Genomic DNA, 21,407 nt, shown 5'->3' with positions numbered 1-21,407 from the left:
CGGGCGCGGACGGCCTTTACTCCGTATTCCCCTTTGCCTCACTCTTCTCCAATGAAAAAAGCCGTTGTCCTGGTATCGGGCGGGATGGATTCCGCCGTCGTCATCGCCATCGCCCGCGAGCAGGGCTATGCCGTGCATGCGCTCAGCGTGCGCTACGGCCAGCGCCACACCTCCGAGCTCGACGCCGCCGACCGGGTCGCGCGAAGCCTCGGCGCGGTCGCGCACAAGACCGTCGACGTCGACCTGCGCAGCATCGGCGGCTCGGCGCTGACCGACGACATCGAGGTGCCGACAGACGCCGACGGCCACCCGGTCGGCGAGGCCGCCCAGGCCGACCCGGCGTACCGGGACCTGATTCCGGTCACCTACGTGCCGGCGCGCAATACGATCATGCTGTCGATGGCGCTGGGCTGGGCCGAGGTGCTCGGAGCGGCGGATATCTTCTGCGGCGTCAATGCCGTCGATTACTCCGGCTACCCGGACTGCCGGCCGGAGTTCATCGAAGCCTTCCAGGCCCTGGCCAACCTGGCGACCCGGGCCGGGGTCGAGGGCGCCGGCATCCGCGTGCACGCGCCGCTGCAGCATCTGAGCAAGGCCGACATCGTCCGCGAAGGGCTGCGCCTGGGGGTGGACTTCTCGCAGACGGTGTCCTGCTACCAGGCCGATGCCGAGGGCCGCGCCTGCGGCCATTGCGATGCCTGCCGCTTGCGCGCCGAGGGCTTCGCCGCGGCCGGCGCCGCCGATACCACCCGCTACCGGGACTGAGGCCCGCGTCAGCGGGGGCAAGCGCGCCCGTGCAATGCGGGCGCGATGCGTGGGCCGGTCGGGACGGGCCGGATCCACGTGGCCGCCGTGGGCGGCGCGGCCCACGTCGCTTCGACGAAACCCTCACCTATCATGACGCAAAACGTCAAAATGTGACGTAAATCAAAACTTTTTCACAAAGTTTTGACAGTTCTCGCGTGTACATCCCGGCAACATGAGATCTGTCTCGCACATTAAATGTGATGCAGTTATCAGTTAAATGTGACATGTGGCACGCTTTTTGCTGCCCGGTGGGTAGTTGTTGTGGCCGCGCCTGCTCTGGGGCAGGTGGGGCCTTCATCTATCTACAGGGAACCAGGGAATGCGGAGCTACCGGGATGTCCTCGGTCGGGGGAGTGCGCGCGTGGATGGGGTCGGCCGTGGGGACGGTCGGATTCCGCAGTCCGTAGCCGATTTCCGACCCGTCTCCGAGCCCCCGCGTCGCCCATCGGCGGACGCCGGCATCCCCCACCCGATGGCGACCTTCGCCGCCACGGCCCGTACCGCCCCGTCCGCGCGACGGCCCGGCGGAGTGCGGCCGTGTCCCCGAACCGAATCCAGATCCGCAACGGCCGCCGCGGCCGGAGAGTCCATGATGCGTAGAAAGCTCCGTCTTCGTGCCGCCGGTACGCGCTGGTTGCGCGCCGCCCTGCCTGCCGCCTTCCTCGGGCTGATGCTGGCATCGGGCGCGGTGCTGGCGTCCGGTGCCAACTCGCAGCGCGAGATCAACGCCGCCGGCGGCACCCAGGCCGACGGTTCCGATGGCCTGCATCTGTGGTGGGGCAGCAACAGCCAGTTCCAGGTGGTCCTGGGCAACAAGGGACAGGTCTACTCGCCCGGTGGGCGCCCGACGGCCGGCGCCCTGTTCAACAGCGTCTACCTGCGTGTGGACCGCGGCCACGACAACACGAACCGGATCTACCACAACTCGAATACCAACTCGAACGTGGGCGGTTACGCGGAGCTCGACCAGATCAGCCAGAGCGCGGTCAGTGGCAGCGGCACCGCGCTGTCGCCGTGGCAGGTGACCACGGTGTTGCGGCCGAGCATCAGAGTCGACGACGGGATCACGGTGACCATCGTCGACCGCTATGTCTATCCGCAATCCTGGTTCACCCGCCGGGTGACCTTGAGCGGAATGCCGACCAGCGGTGCGGCGATCAAGTTCTACCAGAACATCGACACCTATCTGGATGGCGGCGACCAGGGGCCGGGCTTCACCCGGACCTCGCCATGGAACCTCAGCGGCACCCCGGACGTGGTCGGGGTGCAGAAAGACGCACAGATCGAGGCGCTGTGGCACGAGCCCTCGTCGGGCACGCCGATCTGGGACCGCTATTTCTCCGGCACCTACCTGTATCCCGGGCGGCTGATCTGCAACGGCACCACCGGCACCGGCGGTTGCACCACCGGCACCGGCGATCTGAACAACGCCATCGACACCAATTCCAGCACCGACAACGGCATCGCCGCGCAGTGGAACGTGCCTGCCGGCGCCAGCAGCCATACCGTCGAGTACCGGGTCACCTTCGCGATGGGCGCGGTCGACCTGACCAAGGCATTCGCGCCGGCGACGATCAATGCCGGCGAGGTGTCGACGCTGAGCTTCACCCTGACCAATCGCACCTTCAACTCGGTCGCCAGCATCAACCTGACCGACACCCTGCCGGCCGGTGTGGTGGTGGCGCCGACGCCGAACGTCCGCACCAGTTGCCCCAGCGGAGCGGCGTTGACCACGGTGGTCCCGCCGGGCATGAGCGTGTCCGCGGCAGTCGGCGCCGGCAGCATCCAGGTCAGCGGCGCCAGCATCGTCGGCGCCCCGTCGGGGAGCCAGATCAGCTGCCGGATCTCGGTCGACGTGACCTCCAGCGTGGTCGGCCAGCACACCAACAGCAGCAGCAACATCAGCGGCACCAACAACCTGGTCAACCTGGTCGGCAACGAGGTGCTGACCGTGGTGCAGCCGCAGCTGACCGCCAGCAAGTCGGTCGGCGGCACCCTGCTGGCCGGGCAGACCGGAGCCGCGGCCGACGGCCATTACCTGATCGGCCTGGCCAACACCGGCACCGGCCCGACCACGGCCGCGATCGACATCAGCGACACCCTGCCGGCCGGCTTCAGCGCGGTCGCGGTGTCCAGCCCGGACGGCAGCGTCAGCTGCGGCGGCCTGCCGGCGACCGGCACCTTGAACTGCAGCTTCACCCCGGCGGCGCCGATCGCCGCGGGCGCGAATGCGAGCATCCGCGTCAACGTCGCCATCGACGCCTCGGCCACCGGCGACGTCACCAACGTGGTCGCGGTCGCCGGCGGCGGCGATCCCGATCCGTTGCCGACCTGCCCGGCCGCGGGCAACCCGCAGTGCGCCCAGGTCACTTCGACCCTGGACACCTCGGCCGATGTGTCGGTGACCAAGAGCAATGGCGCCAGCACCTATGTGCCGGGCGCCAGCACGGTCTACACCGTGGTCGTCGCCAATGCCGGGCCGTCGGCCGCGAGCAACGTGCAGGTGCAGGACACCGCACCGGCGGGCACCACGCTGACCGGCTGGACCTGCACCGGCGCCGCCTGCCCGGTGGCGAGCGGCAGCGGCAATCTCAACCACACGCTGCCGGTGCTGGCCGCCGGCGCCAGCGTCAGCTACGCGCTGACCGTGCAGATCGATTCCGATACCAGCGGTTCGATCACCAACACCGCCACCGCCACTTCGACGACGCCGGATCCGAATGCGGCCAACAACAGCGCTTCGGACACCGATACCGCCGCCCCCAGTGCCGATGTCGCGATCAGCAAGTCGCTGGCCAGCCCGAACCCGGCGGTTCCGGGGCAGACGCTGACCTGGACCCTGACCGCGACCAACAACGGTCCGTCCGATGCGCCGATGACCACCGCCGACGCGGTGCCGGCGACGGTCACCGGGCTGTCGGTCGGCGGTGCCGACGGCGGCGCCTGCAGCGTGGCCGGCCAGAATGTCGACTGCGATTTCGGCACCGTGCCCAGCGGGCAGTCGCGCAGCTACACGATCAGCGGCACGCTGGCCGCGGGCGCGACCGGATCGCTCGCCAATACCGCGACCGTGTCGACCACGGCGACCGACCCAACCCCGGGCAACAACAGCGCGACCTCGACCACGCCGGTGCAGGCCACCGCCGACATCGCGGTCAGCAAGACCCTGACCACCGCCGGTCCGTATGTGATCGGCCAGGCGGTGGCCTTCGACATCGTGGTCAGCAATGCCGGCCCGTCGGAAGCGACCGGCGTGCAGGTGACCGATACCCCGTCGAACCTCACCCTGACCTCGGTCAGCGGCGCCTGCACCGCGCTGCCGTGCACGATCGCGTCGATCGCCTCGGGTTCGAGCGCGACGATCACGGTCCAGGGCACGATCGACGCCGAGGGCGCGTTCAACAACAGCGCGACCGCGACGCCGACCGAGACCGATCCGGACGGTAGCAACAACACCGGCACCGACGGCGACGACACCACGCCGACCGCCGACATCGCGGTCAGCAAGACCCTGACCACCGCCGGTCCGTACGTGATCGGCCAGACGGTGGCCTTCGACATCGTGGTCAGCAATGCCGGCCCGTCGGAAGCGACCGGCGTGCAGGTGACCGATACCCCGAGCAATCTGACCCTGACCTCGGTCAGCGGCGCTTGTGCGGCCCTGCCGTGCACGATCGCGTCGATCGCCTCCGGCGGCACCGCAACGATCACCGTCCAGGGCACGATCGACGCCGAGGGCGCGTTCAACAACAGCGCGACCGCGACCCCGACCGAGACCGATCCGGACGGCGGCAACAACACCGGCACCGACGGCGACGACACCACGCCGACCGCCGACGTGTCGGTCAGCAAGACCCTGACCACCGCCGGTCCGTACGTGATCGGCCAGACGGTGGCCTTCGACATCGTGGTCAGCAATGCCGGCCCGTCGGAAGCGACCGGCGTGCAGGTGACCGATACCCCGTCGAACCTCACCCTGACCTCGGTCAGCGGCGCCTGCACCGCGCTGCCGTGCACGATCGCGTCGATCGCCTCCGGCGGCAGCGCAACGATCACCGTCCAGGGCACGATCGACGCCGAGGGCGCGTTCGGCAACAGCGCGACCGCGACCCCGACCGAGAGCGATCCCAACGGCGGCAACAACACCGGCACCGACGGCGACGACACCACGCCGACCGCCGACATCGCGGTCAGCAAGACCCTGACCACCGCCGGTCCGTATGTGATCGGCCAGACGGTGGCCTTCGACATCGTGGTCAGCAATGCCGGCCCGTCGGAAGCGACCGGCGTGCAGGTGACCGACACCCCGAACAATCTGACCCTGACCTCGGTCAGCGGCGCTTGTGCGGCCCTGCCGTGCACGATCGCGTCGATCGCCTCGGGTTCGAGCGCGACGATCACGGTCCAGGGCACGATCGACGCCGAGGGCGCGTTCGGCAACAGCGCGACCGCGACCCCGACCGAGAGCGATCCCAACGGCGGCAACAACACCGGCACCGACGGCGACGACACCACGCCGACCGCCGACATCGCGGTCAGCAAGACCCTGACCACCGCCGGTCCGTATGTGATCGGCCAGACGGTGGCCTTCGACATCGTGGTCAGCAATGCCGGCCCGTCGGAAGCGACCGGCGTGCAGGTGACCGACACCCCGAGCAATCTGACCCTGACCTCGGTCAGCGGCGCTTGTGCGGCCCTGCCGTGCACGATCGCGTCGATCGCCTCGGGTTCGAGCGCGACGATCACCGTCCAGGGCACGGTCGACGCCGAGGGCGCGTTCAATAACAGCGCGACCGCGACTCCGACCGAGACCGATCCGGACGGTAGCAACAACACCGGCACCGACGGCGACGACACCACGCCGACCGCGGACGTGTCGGTCAGCAAGACCTTGACCACGGTCGGTCCGTACGTGATCGGCCAGACGGTGGCCTTCGACATCGTGGTCAGCAATGCCGGCCCGTCCGAGGCGACCGGCGTGCAGGTGACCGATACCCCGAGCAATCTGACCCTGACGTCGGTCAGCGGCGCCTGTTCGGCCCTGCCGTGCACGATCGCGTCGATCGCCTCCGGCGGCAGCACGACGATCACCGTCCAGGGCACGATCGATGCCGAGGGCGCGTTCGGCAACAGCGCGACCGCGACCCCGACCGAGACCGACCCCGATGGCGGCAACAACACCGGCACCGACGGCGACGACACCACGCCGACCGCCGACGTGTCGGTCAGCAAGACCCTGACCACGGCCGGTCCGTATGTGATCGGCCAGACGGTGGCCTTCGACATCGTGGTCAGCAATGCCGGCCCGTCGGAAGCGACCGGTGTGCAGGTGACCGATACGCCGAGCAATCTGACCCTGACCTCGGTCAGCGGCGCTTGTGCGGCGCTGCCGTGCACGATCGCGTCGATCGCTTCCGGCGGCAGCGCAACGATCACGGTCCAGGGCACGATCGACGCCGAGGGCGCGTTCAACAACAGCGCGACCGCGACCCCGACCGAGACCGATCCCAACGGCGGCAACAACACCGGCACCGACGGCGACGACACCACGCCGACCGCCGACATCGCGGTCAGCAAGACCCTGACCACGGTCGGTCCGTACGTGATCGGCCAGACGGTGGCCTTCGACATCGTGGTCAGCAATGCCGGTCCGTCGGAAGCGACCGGCGTGCAGGTGACCGATACCCCGAGCAACCTCACCCTGACCTCGGTCAGCGGCGCCTGCACCGCGCTGCCGTGCACGATCGCGTCGATCGCCTCCGGCGGCAGCGCAATGATCACCGTCCAGGGCACGATCGACGCCGAGGGCGCGTTCGGCAACAGCGCGACCGCGACCCCGGCCGAGACCGATCCGGACGGTAGCAACAACACCGGCACCGACGGCGACAGTGCCACGGCGGCGCCGGCCTGGACGCTGGACAAGAACACCGCCTCCACGCCGACCGAAGCCGACGACACCGTCACCTATACCTTCACCCTCACCAATACCGGCGGCGTCGACATCAACGCCATCTCGGTCAGCGACCCGATGCTGCCGGGCCTGTCGTGCACCATCGTCAGCCTGGCGCCGGGCGCCAATGAGACCTGCACGGCGACCGGCAATGTCTACACGGTGACCCAGGGCGATGTGGATGCGGGGCAAGTGGTCAATACCGCGACTGCGAGCGGTACGCCGGCCGCCGGCAGCCTCGCCGATGCCGTCGATACGCACACGCTGGACATCGCGGCCGACCCCGAGCTGAGCCTGACCAAGGCGCTGACCAACGCCCCGAGCCCGATCGTGCTGGGCAGCGTGCTGGAGTACACCGTCACCGCGAGCAACAGCGGCAACGTGACCCTGCACAACGTGGTGGTCGGCGACAGCCTGATCATCCCGAACAGCCAGACCTGCGCCACCCTGGCGCCCGGTGCGGACTGCGTGCTGGTGGGCACCTACACGGTGACCCAGGCCGACGTCGATGCCGGCGAGGTGGTCAACACCGGTACCGGCACCTCGGACGAGACCCCGCCGCAGACCACGCCGCCGGTGACCACGCCGATCGATCAGGATCCGGCCCTGAGCCTGACCAAGGCGCTGACCAATGCGCCGAGTCCGATCGTGCTGGGCAGCGTGCTGGAGTACACCGTCACCGCGAGCAACAGCGGCAACGTGACCCTACACAACGTGGTGGTCGGCGACAGCCTGATCATCCCGAACAGCCAGACCTGCGCCACCCTGGCGCCCGGTGCGGACTGCGTGCTGGTGGGCACCTACACGGTGACCCAGGCCGACGTCGATGCCGGCGAGGTGGTGAACACCGGCACCGGCGAGTCCGACGAGACCCCGCCGCAGACGACGCCGCCGGTGACCACGCCGATCGACCAGGATCCGGCCCTGAGCCTGACCAAGGCGCTGACCAATGCGCCGAGTCCGATCGTGCTGGGCAGCGTGCTGGAGTACACCGTCACCGCGAGCAACAGCGGCAACGTGACCCTGCACAACGTGGTGGTCGGCGACAGCCTGATCATCCCGAACAGCCAGACCTGCGCCACCCTGGCGCCCGGTGCGGACTGCGTGCTGGTGGGCACCTACACGGTGACCCAGGCCGACGTCGATGCCGGCGAGGTGGTCAACACCGGCACCGGCGAGTCGGACGAGACCCCGCCGCAGACGACGCCGCCGGTGACCACGCCGATCGACCAGGACCCCGAGCTGACCCTGACCAAGGCGCTGACCAACGCCCCGAGCCCGATCGTGCTGGGCAGCGTGCTGGAGTACACCGTCACCGCCAGCAACAGCGGCAACGTGACCCTGCACAACGTGGTGGTGGGCGACGACCTGATCACCCCGAACAGCCAGACCTGCGCGACGCTGGCCCCGGGTGCGGACTGCGTGCTGGTGGGCACCTACACGGTGACCCAGGCCGACGTCGATGCCGGCGAGGTGGTCAACACCGGCACCGGCGAGTCGGACGAAACCCCGCCGCAGACGACGCCGCCGGTGACCACGCCGATCGACCAGGACCCCGAGCTGAGCCTGACCAAGGCGCTGACCAACGCCCCGAGCCCGATCGTGCTGGGCAGCGTGCTGGAGTACACCGTCACCGCGAGCAACAGCGGCAACGTGACCCTGCACAACGTGGTGGTCGGCGACGACCTGATCACCCCGAACAGCCAGACCTGCGCGACGCTGGCCCCGGGTGCGGACTGCGTGCTGGTGGGCACCTACACGGTGACCCAGGCCGACGTCGATGCCGGCGAGGTGGTCAACACCGGCACCGGCGAGTCGGACGAAACCCCGCCGCAGACGACGCCGCCGGTGACCACGCCGATCGACCAGGACCCCGAGCTGACCCTGACCAAGGCGCTGACCAACGCCCCGAGCCCGATCGTGCTGGGCAGCGTGCTGGAGTACACCGTCACCGCGAGCAACAGCGGCAACGTGACCCTGCACAACGTGGTGGTCGGCGACGACCTGATCACCCCGAACAGCATCAGTTGCGCGACGCTGGCGCCGGGCGCGGACTGCGTGCTGGTGGGCACCTACACGGTGACCCAGGCCGACGTCGATGCCGGTGAGGTGGTCAACACCGGCACCGGCGAGTCCGACGAGACCCCGCCGCAGACGACCCCGCCGGTGACCACGCCGATCGATCAGGATCCGGCCCTGAGCCTGACCAAGGCGCTGACCAACGCCCCGAGCCCGGTCGTGCTGGGCAGCGTGCTGGAGTACACCGTCACCGCGAGCAACAGCGGCAACGTGACCCTGCACAACGTGGTGGTGGGCGACGACCTGATCACCCCGAACAGCCAGACCTGCGCGACGCTGGCGCCCGGTGCGGACTGCGTGCTGGTGGGCACCTACACGGTGACCCAGGCCGACGTCGATGCCGGCGAGGTGGTGAACACCGGTACCGGCGAGTCGGACGAGACCCCGCCGCAGACCACGCCGCCGGTGACCACGCCGATCGATCAGAACCCGGCGATCGAGACCACGAAGACCGCGGCCCTGATCGTCGACAACGGCACTCCGGGCGTGGGCAATGCCGGCGACGTGATCGCCTACGCGGTGACCGCGACCAATACCGGCAACGTGACCCTGGCCAACCTGACCGTGATGGACAGCCTGGAAGGCGGTGCCCCGGTCGCCCTGACCTGCGCACCGGCCACCCTGGCCCCGGGCGAGACCGCCACCTGCGAAAGCTACGAGCACACCATCACCCAGGCCGAGGCCGGCGCCGCCAAGCGCACCATCGACAACAACGTGGTGACCAGCGCCCAGACCACGCGCGGCGCCACCCCGGTGTCGGTCGAGGCGACCAGCCAGGCGGTGGTCGAGGTCGAGGCCGATCCGGTGACGGTGCGGGCGATCAAGACCGCCAGCCCGCGCGACGTGCGTCCGGGCGACCTGGTCCGCTACAGCGTGGTGCTGGAGAACACCGGCGACATCGACGTGATCGACGCGGTCCTGATCGACACGCCGCCGGCCGGCTTCAACTTCGTCGAAGGCACCTTGACGGTGACCGATCGCGACGGTGCCGGGCGACTGGTTGGCACGCGTCCGATCCGGGTCGACCAGATCGACATCGCGGTCGGCGACCGGGCCACCGTCAGCTACCTGCTGCGGGTCGGCGCCGGCGTCGGACCGGGCGTGCACACCAACAGCGCCTACCTGGAGGACCGCGGCGAGACGGTGTCCAACGTCGCCACCGCCGACGTGCAGATCGTGTCCGACCCGTTGATGGACGACTCGCTGATCCTCGGCACGGTGTTCGACGACCGCGACGGCGACGGCTGGCAGGACAGTGCCGCCCTGACCGGTGTGCGGGTGCGCGGCGGATTCGCCGCCGATGCCTATGTCGCGGGTTCGACCACGATCGATCGCGGGCAGGGCGCGCAGCCGCTGGCCGATGCCAGCGCACCGCTGCTGCACGGTGTCGAGGTCGGTGCGATCGACGGCCGCCAGTCGGAGGCCGATCCGGCGTCCGCACGCACGGTGACGATCAGCCAGACCCTCAGCGACCTGCGTTTCAGCGACGACTTCGAGCTGAGCTCGGCGCAGGGCGTCGTCCTGCAGATGGACGCCGCCGGCAATACCCGTCTCGTCAGCGACGGCGGCGAGGCCGGGCGCGGACAGAGCGCGGCGGTGCCGACGGTCGAGCGCCGGGTCAGCCGGGTCGAGGGCGGCTACCGGGTCGACTACGTGATCGGCAACGCCGGTATCGAGGAGCGCGGCATCCCCGGCGTGCGCATCGCCACCGTCGAAGGCCTGCTGGTGGAAACCGACCCCTACGGCCGCTTCCACCTGGTCGGGATCGACGGCGGACGCCAGGAGCGCGGTCGCAACTTCACCATGAAGATCGATCCGGCCACGCTGCCGCCGGGCACCGCCTTCACCACCGACAACCCGCAGGTCCGTCGTATCACGCCGGGCGTGCCGGTGCGCTTCGACTTCGGCGTCAAGCTGCCGTCCGGGCGGGTCGGCGGCGGCGAGGAGACCGTCGAGATGGAACTGGGCGAGGTGCTGTTCGAGCCCGGCAGTGCCGATATCCGCGACGGCCACCAGGCGGTGCTGGAGGCGATGGCGGCCCAGGTCCGTGCGCGCCAGGGCGGACAGGTGGTGATCGCCGCCGATGGCGACAGCCAGGCCCTGGCCTACGCCCGCGCCCGTGCCGTGCAGGACGCGCTGCTGGCGCTGCTGACCCCGGAGCAGGCGACCGCCCTGAGCATCAGCCTGCGCACCGATGTCGACGACGCCGGCAGCCGGCTGCTGACGCTGGCGCCGTCGCCGGTGCTGGGCAGCGTGCTGTTCGACACCGACTCGGCACGGGTCCGCGACGAGTTCGCGCCGCTGCTGGAGCGCATCGCCGGCGACATCGAGGCGATGGGAGGCGGCGCGATCGCGATCGTCGGCCACGCCGACAGGCGTGGCGTGCAGGCCTACAACGACGCGCTCGGCCTGCGCCGCGCCAAGGCGGTGTTCGATGCCATCGCCGCCCGACTCAGCCCGCCGGTACGCGCGAGGTTGCGGGTGGAAATCAGTGACGACCCGACGCGCCCCGTCGGCTTCCGTGGCCAATAAGGGGTGCCGGACATGAAGATGAAACTGCTCGACTACACCCTGATCTGCATCCTGGCCGGCGCCTGCGCACCGGCGCTGGCACAGAAGGGCGTCTCCGACCTGGTCAACACCGGCGACGACGCCGGTCGCGCGCCCACGGCAGCGCCGACCGCGCTTGCCCCGGCGGCGCCCGCGGCCACCGACGATGCACCGTCGGCGGTGTCCTGCGAGGGCGGGGACTGCCGCTCCGATGCCGGCGTGGTGATGCGCATCCGCACCCGCGGCGAGCGCGAGCCGACCACTCCGGCCGGCGCAAGCGACGGCCAGGCGCTGGCGCCGGACCGGCGGGTGACCATCGAGGCCGACGGCCCCGGCGCGGCGCCCGGCAAGGCGGTCGCGGTCGGCAAGTGGTCGATCCAACTGCCCGGCGGTGGCGTGATCTGGGCGACCGAGGACCCGAACCTCGGCCAGCCCTCGTTCAACGTCAGCGCCTCGTCGCTGGTCGCGTTCGAGGACGGCCGCATCGTCCGGCCGGTGCGCTTCCACGCCTACAGCAACTATTCGGCCTTCATCGAGCGTGCCGAGGTGCTGGTGTTCCGCGCCAGCGACGCCGATCTGGTGTCGCCGCTGGCGACGGTGCCGATGCCGGTGGCCGCGGTCGCCGATACCGAATGGGACGGTGCGCTGCCGGCGGGCTTCCAGGCCCGCGCCGGCGACGAGCTGGTCTACATCGTCCGTGTCCACGGCGCCGACGGCAGCTTCGACGAGACCTATCCGCGACGCCTGCAGCTGGTCAAGCCCGAGGAGGTCGATCGCGGCCTGCGCCAGCTGCGCGATTCGGTCGAGAAACAGTACGGCACCGCGTTCACCGACGATCAGGCGCAGACCCAGAGCCTGATCGACGAGGTGTTCGGCGAGAACAGCCTGCGCCGGCAGAACATTCCGATCTACGGTTCGCGCATCCGCATCCAGGGTCGCAGCATCCCCGAGGCCTACAGCGTCACCATCAACGGCCAGAGCCACCCGGTGGACCTGGAGCGCAAGATGGTCGCCGAATACCTGGTGCCGGTCGGACAGCATCGCTTCGAGGTCGCGCTGTCGGCGAACGGGCGCGCACCGCTGGTGCAGACCCTCGATATCGACGTCAGCGGCCGCTACATGTTCGCGGTCGCGCTGGCCGATCTGACCGTGTCCGGCAACAAGGCGTCCGGCTCGATCGAACCGCTGGGCGAGGACGACCGCTACGACGACGACCTGCTGGTCGAAGGGCGGCTGGCGTTCTATCTGAAGGGCAAGATCAAGGGCAAGTACCTGATCACCGCCCAGGCCGACACCCGGGAACGCGAGATCAGCGAGCTGTTCAGCGGCTTCTGGGATGCCGACCCGCAGGACATCTTCCGCCGCCTGGATCCGGACGATTACTACCCGGTGTACGGCGACGACTCGACCACCTACCGCGACGTCGACACCCAGGGCCGGCTGTACGTGCGGGTCGACTGGGACAAGAACCAGGCGCTGTGGGGCAACTTCAATACCGGCGTGACCGGTACCGAGTACGGCCAGTATTCGCGTTCGCTGTACGGCGCGGCGCTGAACTGGCGCAGCGCCCGCAACACCGAACTGGGCGAGGCCACCACCCAGGTGCGCGCGTTCGGTTCCGAGGCCCAGACCGTGCCCGGCCACAGCGAGTTCCTCGGCACCGGCGGCAGTCTGTTCTACCTGCGTCACGGCGATGTGCTGCCGGGTTCGGACAAGGTCGTGCTCGAGGTCCGCGACGGCACCACCGGCCGGGTCGAGAAGCGCGTCGAGCTGCTGCGCGGCGTCGACTACGAGATCGACGAGTTCCAGGGCCGGTTGCTGCTGACCCGGCCGCTGTCGCAGGTGACCCGCGAGAACGTGCCCAGCCTGACCCGCGACACCCCGCTGGAAGGCTTCTCGCAGATCCTGCTGGTCGACTACGAATACCTGCCCAGCGGTTTCAGCGCCGACGAGGTCACCGCCGGCTTCCGCGGCAAGCACTGGTTCGGCGAGCACGTCGCGGTCGGCGCGACCTGGATCGACGAGAACCGCGCCGGCGAGGACTATGCGATCAAGGGCGCCGACCTGACCCTGCAGGCCGGGCGCGGCACCTACCTGAAGCTCGAGCACACCCGCACCGAGGCGACCAGCGCCCCGGTCTGGTACTCCAGCGACGGCGGCCTGAGCTTCACCCAGCTCAACTCCGGACTGGGCGCGCGCGAGGGCGACGCCAGCGCGGTGGAAGCGCGGGTCAACTTCAAGGAACTGGGCTGGACCGAGCTGGACTGGTCGGCCGGGGCCTGGTGGCGCGACGTCGACGCCGGATTCTCGGTGACCCGCTTCGACACCGGTGCGGCGATCGAGGAGCACGGCGCCGAGGTGCTCGGCCAGTTCTCGCCGTCGTTCAACCTCTATGCCCGCCACAGCGTCGCCGAGCGCGACAGCGAATCGCTGACCCAGAGCCAGCTGACCGCCGAATGGCGGATCAACGAGGTCGCCACCCTGGCCGCGGAGCTGCGCCGCGTCGACGAGGAGCGCAACAGCGGCGACGCCTCCGGCACCCTGGCCGCGCTGCAGTACAAGCAACGCTTCGGCAACACCCTGGACCTGTTCGCCACTGCCCAGCTGACCGTCGACGACGACAGCGGCCGCTACGCTGACAACGACGCCTTCACCGTCGGCGGCAAGTACCTGTTCGGCGAGCTGTCCTCGGTCGGTGCCGAGATCACCACCGGCGACCGCGGCGATGCGGCCCAGGTCAACGCCGAGTACCGGCTGACCCGCGACCACACCCTGTACGGCGCCTACACCTACTCGACCGATCGCAGCAGCTACGACCCGCTGTTCAACGACCGCCTCAGCACCGGCTGGACCCTCGGCCAGCGCTGGCGCCTGTCCAGCCAGGTCGGCATCTTCAACGAGAGCCAGTTCCTCAAGGACCCGCAGGGCGACGGCCTGGCGCATACCTTCGGCATGGACTTCTATCCGGGCGTGGGCTGGAACCTCGGCTTCACCCTGCAGAGCGCCGAGCTGGAGAACGCCGTCGGCGTGACCGACCGCCGCGCGATCAGCGTCAGCGGCGGCCGCACTTCGGCCGATACCCAGTGGCAGAGCAAGCTGGAATGGCGCGAGGACACCGGTGCGGAACGACGCGAGCAGTGGGTCACCACCAACCGCCTGCAGCACAAGCTCAATGAAAGCTTCCGCATCGCGTTGCGGCTGAACTACTCGGAGACCGACGACGAGATCGATCCGCTGGCCGGTGCCAAGTTCGTCGAGGCCAATGCCGGTTTCGCCTGGCGTCCGTGGAACAGCACCCGCTACGCGCTGTTCGGCAAGTACACCTATCTGTACGACGTCTCCTCGCTCGGCCAGGTCGGCGACAACCTGGCCGACTACGACCAGCGCAACCAGATCCTGTCGGTCGAGGGCGTCTACCACCCCGACACCCGCTGGGAGTTCGCCGGCAAGCTGATGCGTCGCGAAGGCGAGGTCCGCCTGGGCCGGCTGAGCGGCGACTGGGCCGACTCGGCCGCGACCTTCGCCGCCGCCCAGGTCCGCTACGGCTTCGCCGACAACTGGCACAGCCTGCTGGAATACCGTTGGCTGGGGGTCAAGGACGGCGGCGACCGGCAGGGCCTGCTGCTCGGCGTCGACCGCGACATCGGCCGCAACTTCCGGGTCGGCGTCGGTTACAACTTCACCGAGTTCAGCGACGACCTGACCGATTTCGACTACGACCACCGCGGCTGGTTCCTGAACATGGTCGGCCGCTACTGAGTCCGCGCGTCCGCAGCCGGCGGCGTCGCCACGACCGCCGGCCGCGGAGCCGGTCCGCCGCCGGCGGGCCGGGCTTCCGGTTCATCCGGAGGCTGCGCCGGGCGCGCCGGTTGCGCTAGAATGTCGCCCCTCCGAGAGGGAGCGGGCCGCGACGCCGCCCGTCTCCGGCGCGAAGGCCCCCGCCATCGCCGCCAAGCCCGGGTCGTTAGCTCAGTCGGTAGAGCATCGGACTTTTAATCCGCTGGTCGTTGGTTCGAATCCAACACGACCCACCATTGCATCGACGGCTTGAACGCCGACGGGGTTGCCGGGAACGCTGCTTTCCGCAGTCGCGCTTGTAGGGCGGGCGCCCGGCCGTGGAGCGCGCAAAGCGCAGTACCCGACCAGACCGATGATCTGTGCCTCAGTTTGGGGCGGTCAGGCCCCGCGGCCATCGGGCGGCGTTGCTGTGCCGGCGTTCCAGACGATCTGGTGGCCCGGATACGTGTACGGTAAGATGCCGTACAAGGAGGCCCGACATGACCGCAACCGCCGACCGCCTCGACCTGCGCCTGAGCGTCGAGGACAAGAACCGCCTGCGCCGTGCCGCCGAGCTGAAGGGCATGGCGGTGGCCGCCTTCGTGCGCGAAGCGGCCCTGCATGAGGCGGAAACCACCATCGCCCGACCGCCCAAGGCGCGGCGGGGCAGTCTGGCCGCGCGCCTGCGTGGCCGCGCCACGGCACGCATGAGTACCGACGAGATCATGCGGCTCACCCGCGGCGCATGAGGCACGCGCCGTGAGCCCGGCCGCGATCAAGCGCGTCCTGGTGGACGCCAACGTGCTGCTGGACGTGCTGACCGACGACCCGCAGTGGTACGAGTGGTCGGCCGCCCGGCTCGATGCCTGCGCGACCGAGGCCGAGCTGTGCATCAACACCATCGTGTACGCCGAGGTCTCGGTCGGCTTCGAGCGCATCGAGGACCTGGACGACGCGCTGCCGCCGGATACCTTCAGTCGGCTGGAGCTGCCGTGGGAGGCCGGCTTCCTCGCTGGCAAGGCCTTCCTGCAATACCGTCGCGCCAAGGGCGCCCGCACCTCGCCGCTGCCGGACTTCTACATTGGCGCCCATGCCGCCATCGAGGGCATGGCGCTGCTGACGCGGGACGCGAAACGGTATCGCACCTACTATCCGACGCTGGAATTGATCTGCCCATGAGTCAATTGCAAATGGGGGCTGCTTGGTTTGATTGCAGGTTGATGGCGTTCAGGCGGAGCGCGACCGTTCGGGTTGACGCCTGATTGTCTCTCGGCCCAACGCGTCGCTATCGGTTCATCGTTGGTTCGAATCCAACACGACCCTCCATCTTCATTAGATGCTTACATTGCATTGGGATTTGAGCTTTCACGGGACGCCTCCTTTGGAGTCGATAACGGAGGGCGTGCCAAGTCCGGACAGGCGTAGGCTAACCGCGGGCTGCCCGGCGCCTACCACTGGATCGAGTCGAAAGATGCCGCCTACCTACGCTTCAACTGCCGGGGGGGGGCTCGGTCGTCCGCAATGGCGACCGCTACCGAGTCAGCATCCTGGCGGAACTGCGAGGTCTTGGGGGCGCGCGGCCTCGCTCGAGCAGGATAGCTTCCGGAACTTCGTGTATTCGGCGTGGACCTGGGCTGAGTAGCACATGGAACAGAAGCCTTTTCTATCGAGCGTGGAGTGACGAGCCGGCGGATATCCTGCCTCGCCTACCCGCGGCAAGGCGTGACGATGGAATGCGCCTTGCGTCACATTATGTTGCGGTCGCGCTTGGTGTCAGCTATACCGTCGCGAGGGCGAGAAATGGAGTCAAGGGATGGCACTCAGTCGCGGGGAGCGGCACGACACCGATCCGGATGACGGGCTTCGCAGGGATGTCGTTGGGGAATGGCACAGCGAGAAGCACCGCCGCCTGGAGCAGTACGTCGATATCACCAAGGCGACCAGGAAGAAGTTCGCGGGCAACGCCCCGAGCTACGTCGATCTCTACTGTGCGACCGGTCGGTCGATCACCCGGGACACCCGGGAGGTTGTCGACGGCAGCCCTCTCGTCGCTGCCCGGGCCGCAGCAGAATCGGTGCCGTTTCGTGAGATCCACATCGGGGACATGGATGCGGCGAACGTGCAGGCTTGCGAGAGCCGCTTGGCCGCGGCCGACCTCGGCCAGGTGGTGCCCTACGTCGGCCTCGCGGAGGCCACAGCGCGCCAGGTGGTGAAGCGCCTTAATCCTTACGGGCTCCACTTGGCGCTGCTCGACCCCTACAGCCTGAAGGCGCTCCCGTTCGAAGTCGTCCAGATCCTTTCAGGCGTGAAGCGCATGGACCTGATCGTCCACATCAGCGAGATGGACCTGCAGCGCAATGTCCTGGGGAAAGGCGACTTCACGGGGCTCGACACCTTTGCGCCCGGCTGGCGAGATGTCGTCGACCTCAACCAGAACAGCGTCTCCGTCAAACGTCAGGTTCTCGACTACTGGATGACGATCGTGGGTAAGCTCGGCTACCACGTCAGTGATAACATTGTCCGCGTCACAGGTGCCCGAAATCAGCCGCTCTACTGGCTCGCCCTGGCTTCCCGCCATGCGTTGGCGGATCGGTTCTGGGGAGAGATTCGGGGAGCCAGCCCGCAATCCAGGTTCACCTTCTGAGGCTGTCATGACAACACGCTCGCGGATTGAATGGACCGAGAGCACCTGGAACCCGGTCGTCGGGTGCACGAAGCTCTCTGCCGGTTGCAAGCACTGCTACGCGGAAGTGATGGCGCGCCGCCTGCAGGCGATCGGCGTGCCGGGCTATGAGCACGGCTTCAAGAAGGTTCGCGTGTTGCCGATGAGGCTCGATGAACCGCTGCGTCGCAAGCAGCCCACGGTCTACTTCGTGAACTCGATGAGCGACCTTTTCCACACCGACGTACCCGACGGCTTCATCGACCAGGTCTTCGACGTCATGGAAAGGGCGTCGCAGCACACCTTCCAGGTGCTGACGAAGCGTGCCGAGCGGGTGGCCGTCTATACGCAGGGGCGCGAGGTCCCCCCGAACGTGTGGATCGGCGTGTCCGTCGAGAACAAGCGCCACGGCGTTCCTCGGATCGAGCATCTTAGGGCGGTGCCTGCCGCGGTTCGGTTCCTGAGCGTGGAGCCGTTGCTCGAGGATGTCGGCGAGCTAGACCTCGCCGGCATCCACTGGGTCATCGTCGGAGGCGAGTCCGGCCATGGCGCTCGCCCGATGAAGGCTGCCTGGGTTCGCTCGGTCCGCCGCCAATGCCGTGCGCAGGGCGTGCGCTTCTTCTTCAAACAGTGGGGCGCCTTCGGGGCTGACGGGGTCAAGCGCTCCAAGAAGGAGAACGGGCGACTGTTGGATGGCCGGACCTACGACGCCATGCCTGCGCTGGCCTAGCTGTCAGCGCGTCCGAGGCTCCGTAGTTCCGGGAGCCGGGCCCTTGCGGCGCAGCGGTTCCACGCCTCCGGTCCGTAATTCAGCTGCAGCCAACGCCCTGATCGCAGGGCAAACTGCTGTTGCCTTTTAATCCGCTGGTCGTTGGTTCGAATCCAACACGACCCACCATCACCGTGGAATCCACAGGCTTGGGGTTCAATGGCTGCCGGGATTCCCGGGAATCCTGCCCGGAATCCGCTTCCCATCTCCGTGCGCGGGGCGAAGAATGTCTCGACGTGGCGCGTACTCGCGACAGATGGATCGCTTCCGCCTGCACGGTATCAAGCGCAGCGACGGTTGGCCGGACGTCGACCCAAGGGCTCGACCGCGAGGGCTGAGCGGGCATGTTCATGCAGGTTCATCCGGGACTCCCGGGGTGCTGGCCGATTCGCACCTCCAGTCTTCCGGTGGACCACTCCGGATGAACAACTTGCCGAGAGATCACTGCCAGGTCGCAATCGAGCCATCCGCCCACACGGCCTGTCCGGGATGATGTTCCCGGATGGTAGCGAGCGCTTCTGCCATTTCGTCCGCATCGTCTGGATCGACGGAATGGGTGAAATCCGTGACGGTCATGCCCATCGCACGCAATGCGGCGAGCTCGGAGGGCGCCAGGACGCCGAGCGACACCCACAGGGTGGCGGGCGGCCAAACGGCAGATGCGGCCAGTCGATCGTAGCTCTCTCGTGAGGTTGCGAAGTAGATCATCTGTGACCCAACGCCGGAACCAAGCAAGCCGGGCATCGGCTTGAATGGCCTGTCAGGCGGCACTGTCGATGATCACCAGCGTGCCGTGGCTGCCTTCCGAGACCGCATGCGGGGTTCCGGCGGGAACGATGACGACCTCTCCGGAGCGCACCTGCACGATGTCTCCGTCGAGCTCCAGGTTGATCTGCCCTTCGATGACAAGCAGGGCTTCGTTGAACGGGTGCTGCTCGTTCGGGTAGGCATTGCCGTCCATGCGAACGACCTTGAAGTTGGCGCCAGCGGCTTCGCCGACGATGTGCGAGCGCCAGGCTTGAGGCAGTGAAGACGCCAGCTCGATGAGGTTGGTGCGATTGGACATCGTAGGTGACCGCCTTGTGGCGCATGACAGCCTGATGACCGGATGTCAGACTCCGCTGGTACGACTGAAAAACGGCGCATCGATCGGTGCGCCATCCCCTTGCTGCCGCGCGATCTTAGGGCTGCAGGGGCAGGCTTACAAGTGGGACATGGTCGACTCCGGCCGCATCGTCGGGGTGGGTGGCCTCCTGGCGTTTGTCCGCTGTTTTTGTCTGCTGTTTGAGCAGCCCTCACGGGGTCGACTCACGCATGCGATCCGCGGCATTGACGCCCCCCGGCCGCCGCGGGCGATACTCGCCGCATGAGTCGAGGCCTCTTCTGGTTCCGGCGCGATCTGCGCCTGGCCGACAATCCGGCGCTGGAGCGCGCCTGCCGCTCGCACGATGCGCTGCTGCTGGTCTACGTCGACGAGGCCGCCGACGCCGGGTTCGACGCCAGTCGCGCCTGGCTGCGGCGTTCGCTGGACGCGCTGGCGGTGGATGTCGCGCGCATCGGCGGGCGCCTGCACGTGCTGGCCGGCGACGCCGAACAGGTGATCCCGGCGCTGGCCGCGGCGACCGGCGCGGAGGCGGTGCATGTCTCGGCGCTGCACGAACCCGATGCCGATGCCCGCGATGCGCGTCTGGCCAGGGCGCTCGCGCGCGGCGGCGTCGTGTTGCGGCGCTCGGCCGGACGGCTGATGACCGATCCGGAGATGGTGCTGAGCAAGGTGTCGACGCCGTACCGGGTGTTCACGCCGTTCCTGAAGGCGGCGCGGCCGGGCTGGCGATACCGTCCGCGCGCGGCGCCGCGGCGGCTGGCCTGCTTCGGGCTTCCGGAGGGAATGCAGCGGTTGCAGGCGACCCTCGCCGCGCCCGCGCCGGACTGGGATCGCGGCTTCTGGGAGACCTGGACACCCGGCGAGCGGGCCGCGCAGCAGCGCCTGGAGCGCTTCCTCGAACACCTCGACGACTACCCCGGGCAGCGCGACCGTCCGGCCATCGATGCCACCTCGCGGCTGTCGCCGCACCTGCACTTCGGCGAGATCAGCCCGGCCCGCGCCCTCGACGCGGCGCTGCGCCGTGGCGGCCCCGGCACCGACAAGTTCGTCGCCGAGCTGGGCTGGCGCGAGTTCGGCTACTACGTGCTCAACCACTGGCCGCACAGCACCACCGACAACTTCAACCCGCGCTTCGACGGCATCGCCTGGCGACGCGACGAGGCCGCACTGGAGGCGTGGCGGCGCGGTCGCACCGGGGTGCCGCTGGTCGATGCCGGCATGCGCCAGCTATGGCACGAAGGCTGGATGCACAACCGGGTGCGGATGGTGGTCGCCTCCTATCTGAGCAAGCACATCGGCATCCACTGGGCGAGCGGGGCGGCCTGGTTCATGCACACCCTGGTCGACGCCGACCTGGCCAACAACACCCTGGGCTGGCAGTGGGTGGCGGGCAGCGGCGTGGACGCGGCGCCGTATCACCGGGTCTTCAACCCGGTCACCCAGTCGCGGCGCTTCGATCCCGAAGGCGTTTACTTGCGGCGCTGGCTGCCGGAACTGCGGCGGCTGGACGACGACCGGATCCATGCGCCATGGGAGAAGGGCGGGGCGCCGCGCGGCTATCCGTCGCGGCCGATCGTCGATCTGGCGGAGGGTCGCGCCGAAGCGCTGCAACGCCTGGCCCGGGCCAGCGACTGAGCGCGGACGCAGTGCCGGACGCCTGATCGGAAACGAATGGCTACCCGTGGGCAGCCATTCGGGGCGCGCGATC

Annotated in this window: 10 protein-coding genes and 1 tRNA gene; 9 read left to right on the top strand and 2 right to left on the bottom strand. The window is 68.7% G+C overall.

Annotated features, from left to right (window positions below; genetic code table 11):
- Window positions 1-51 precede the first annotated feature (51 nt).
- The 8 genes from queC (at window position 52) to C9I47_RS13640 (ending at window position 18,555) form a co-directional block, all read left to right on the top strand.
- Window positions 52-765 carry a 7-cyano-7-deazaguanine synthase QueC gene (gene queC, locus C9I47_RS13675; RefSeq protein WP_111267240.1) on the top strand — a complete coding sequence of 238 codons (714 nt, stop codon included), beginning with the start codon at window positions 52-54 and terminating at the stop codon, window positions 763-765.
- A gap of 634 nt (window positions 766-1,399) precedes the next feature.
- The gene (locus C9I47_RS13670) at window positions 1,400-11,368 is read left to right on the top strand and encodes a DUF7507 domain-containing protein (RefSeq protein WP_145985527.1); all 9,969 of its coding nucleotides are present in this window, start codon (window positions 1,400-1,402) and stop codon (window positions 11,366-11,368) included.
- Window positions 11,369-11,380: 12 nt separating this feature from the next.
- Window positions 11,381-15,145, top strand: a complete 3,765-nt coding sequence (locus C9I47_RS13665) for a hypothetical protein (protein ID WP_223250144.1) — start codon at window positions 11,381-11,383, stop codon at window positions 15,143-15,145.
- Between the two features lie 199 nt (window positions 15,146-15,344).
- Window positions 15,345-15,420, top strand: a tRNA-Lys gene (locus tag C9I47_RS13660).
- 243 nt (window positions 15,421-15,663) lie between these two features.
- Complete coding sequence (locus C9I47_RS13655; RefSeq protein WP_111267238.1) at window positions 15,664-15,912, top strand: type II toxin -antitoxin system TacA 1-like antitoxin; 249 nt, start codon at window positions 15,664-15,666, stop codon at window positions 15,910-15,912.
- A 10-nt stretch (window positions 15,913-15,922) separates the two neighbouring features.
- Window positions 15,923-16,342, top strand: coding sequence for a type II toxin-antitoxin system VapC family toxin (locus tag C9I47_RS13650; protein WP_223250143.1), 420 nt, complete (start codon window positions 15,923-15,925; stop codon window positions 16,340-16,342).
- Window positions 16,343-16,976: 634 nt separating this feature from the next.
- Window positions 16,977-17,807, top strand: a complete 831-nt coding sequence (tcmP, locus tag C9I47_RS13645; RefSeq protein WP_111267237.1) for a three-Cys-motif partner protein TcmP — start codon at window positions 16,977-16,979, stop codon at window positions 17,805-17,807.
- Window positions 17,808-17,814: 7 nt separating this feature from the next.
- Window positions 17,815-18,555 (top strand): DUF5131 family protein, encoded by a 741-nt coding sequence (locus C9I47_RS13640; RefSeq protein WP_111267236.1) that lies wholly within the window; start codon window positions 17,815-17,817, stop codon window positions 18,553-18,555.
- Between the two features lie 480 nt (window positions 18,556-19,035).
- On the opposite strand, the gene C9I47_RS13635 is transcribed toward C9I47_RS13640, so the two are convergent.
- On the bottom strand, window positions 19,036-19,302 hold the full coding sequence (locus C9I47_RS13635; protein ID WP_111267235.1) for a hypothetical protein: 267 nt from the start codon (window positions 19,300-19,302) through the stop codon (window positions 19,036-19,038).
- Between the two features lie 52 nt (window positions 19,303-19,354).
- Complete coding sequence (locus C9I47_RS13630; protein ID WP_111267234.1) at window positions 19,355-19,660, bottom strand: cupin domain-containing protein; 306 nt, start codon at window positions 19,658-19,660, stop codon at window positions 19,355-19,357.
- Window positions 19,661-19,960: 300 nt separating this feature from the next.
- Here C9I47_RS13630 and C9I47_RS13625 point away from each other — a divergent pair, with 300 nt between their 5' ends.
- Complete coding sequence (locus C9I47_RS13625; protein ID WP_111267233.1) at window positions 19,961-21,334, top strand: cryptochrome/photolyase family protein; 1,374 nt, start codon at window positions 19,961-19,963, stop codon at window positions 21,332-21,334.
- The last annotated feature ends 73 nt before the right edge of the window (window positions 21,335-21,407 follow it).

Source organism: Marilutibacter maris (assembly GCF_003233695.1).
Lineage (GTDB): Bacteria > Pseudomonadota > Gammaproteobacteria > Xanthomonadales > Xanthomonadaceae > Marilutibacter > Marilutibacter maris.
The sequence above is the reverse complement of the archived record's forward strand: the minus strand, read 5'-3'. Positions and strand labels throughout refer to the sequence as shown.

Coding starts and splice junctions, on each gene's coding strand:
- queC (WP_111267240.1), top strand. CDS start 52: ATGAAAAAAGCCGTTGTCCTGGTATCGGGCGGGATGGATTCCGCCGTC.
- C9I47_RS13670 (WP_145985527.1), top strand. CDS start 1,400: ATGCGTAGAAAGCTCCGTCTTCGTGCCGCCGGTACGCGCTGGTTGCGC.
- C9I47_RS13665 (WP_223250144.1), top strand. CDS start 11,381: ATGAAGATGAAACTGCTCGACTACACCCTGATCTGCATCCTGGCCGGC.
- C9I47_RS13655 (WP_111267238.1), top strand. CDS start 15,664: ATGACCGCAACCGCCGACCGCCTCGACCTGCGCCTGAGCGTCGAGGAC.
- tcmP (WP_111267237.1), top strand. CDS start 16,977: ATGGCACTCAGTCGCGGGGAGCGGCACGACACCGATCCGGATGACGGG.
- C9I47_RS13640 (WP_111267236.1), top strand. CDS start 17,815: ATGACAACACGCTCGCGGATTGAATGGACCGAGAGCACCTGGAACCCG.
- C9I47_RS13635 (WP_111267235.1), bottom strand. CDS start 19,302: ATGATCTACTTCGCAACCTCACGAGAGAGCTACGATCGACTGGCCGCA.
- C9I47_RS13630 (WP_111267234.1), bottom strand. CDS start 19,660: ATGTCCAATCGCACCAACCTCATCGAGCTGGCGTCTTCACTGCCTCAA.
- C9I47_RS13625 (WP_111267233.1), top strand. CDS start 19,961: ATGAGTCGAGGCCTCTTCTGGTTCCGGCGCGATCTGCGCCTGGCCGAC.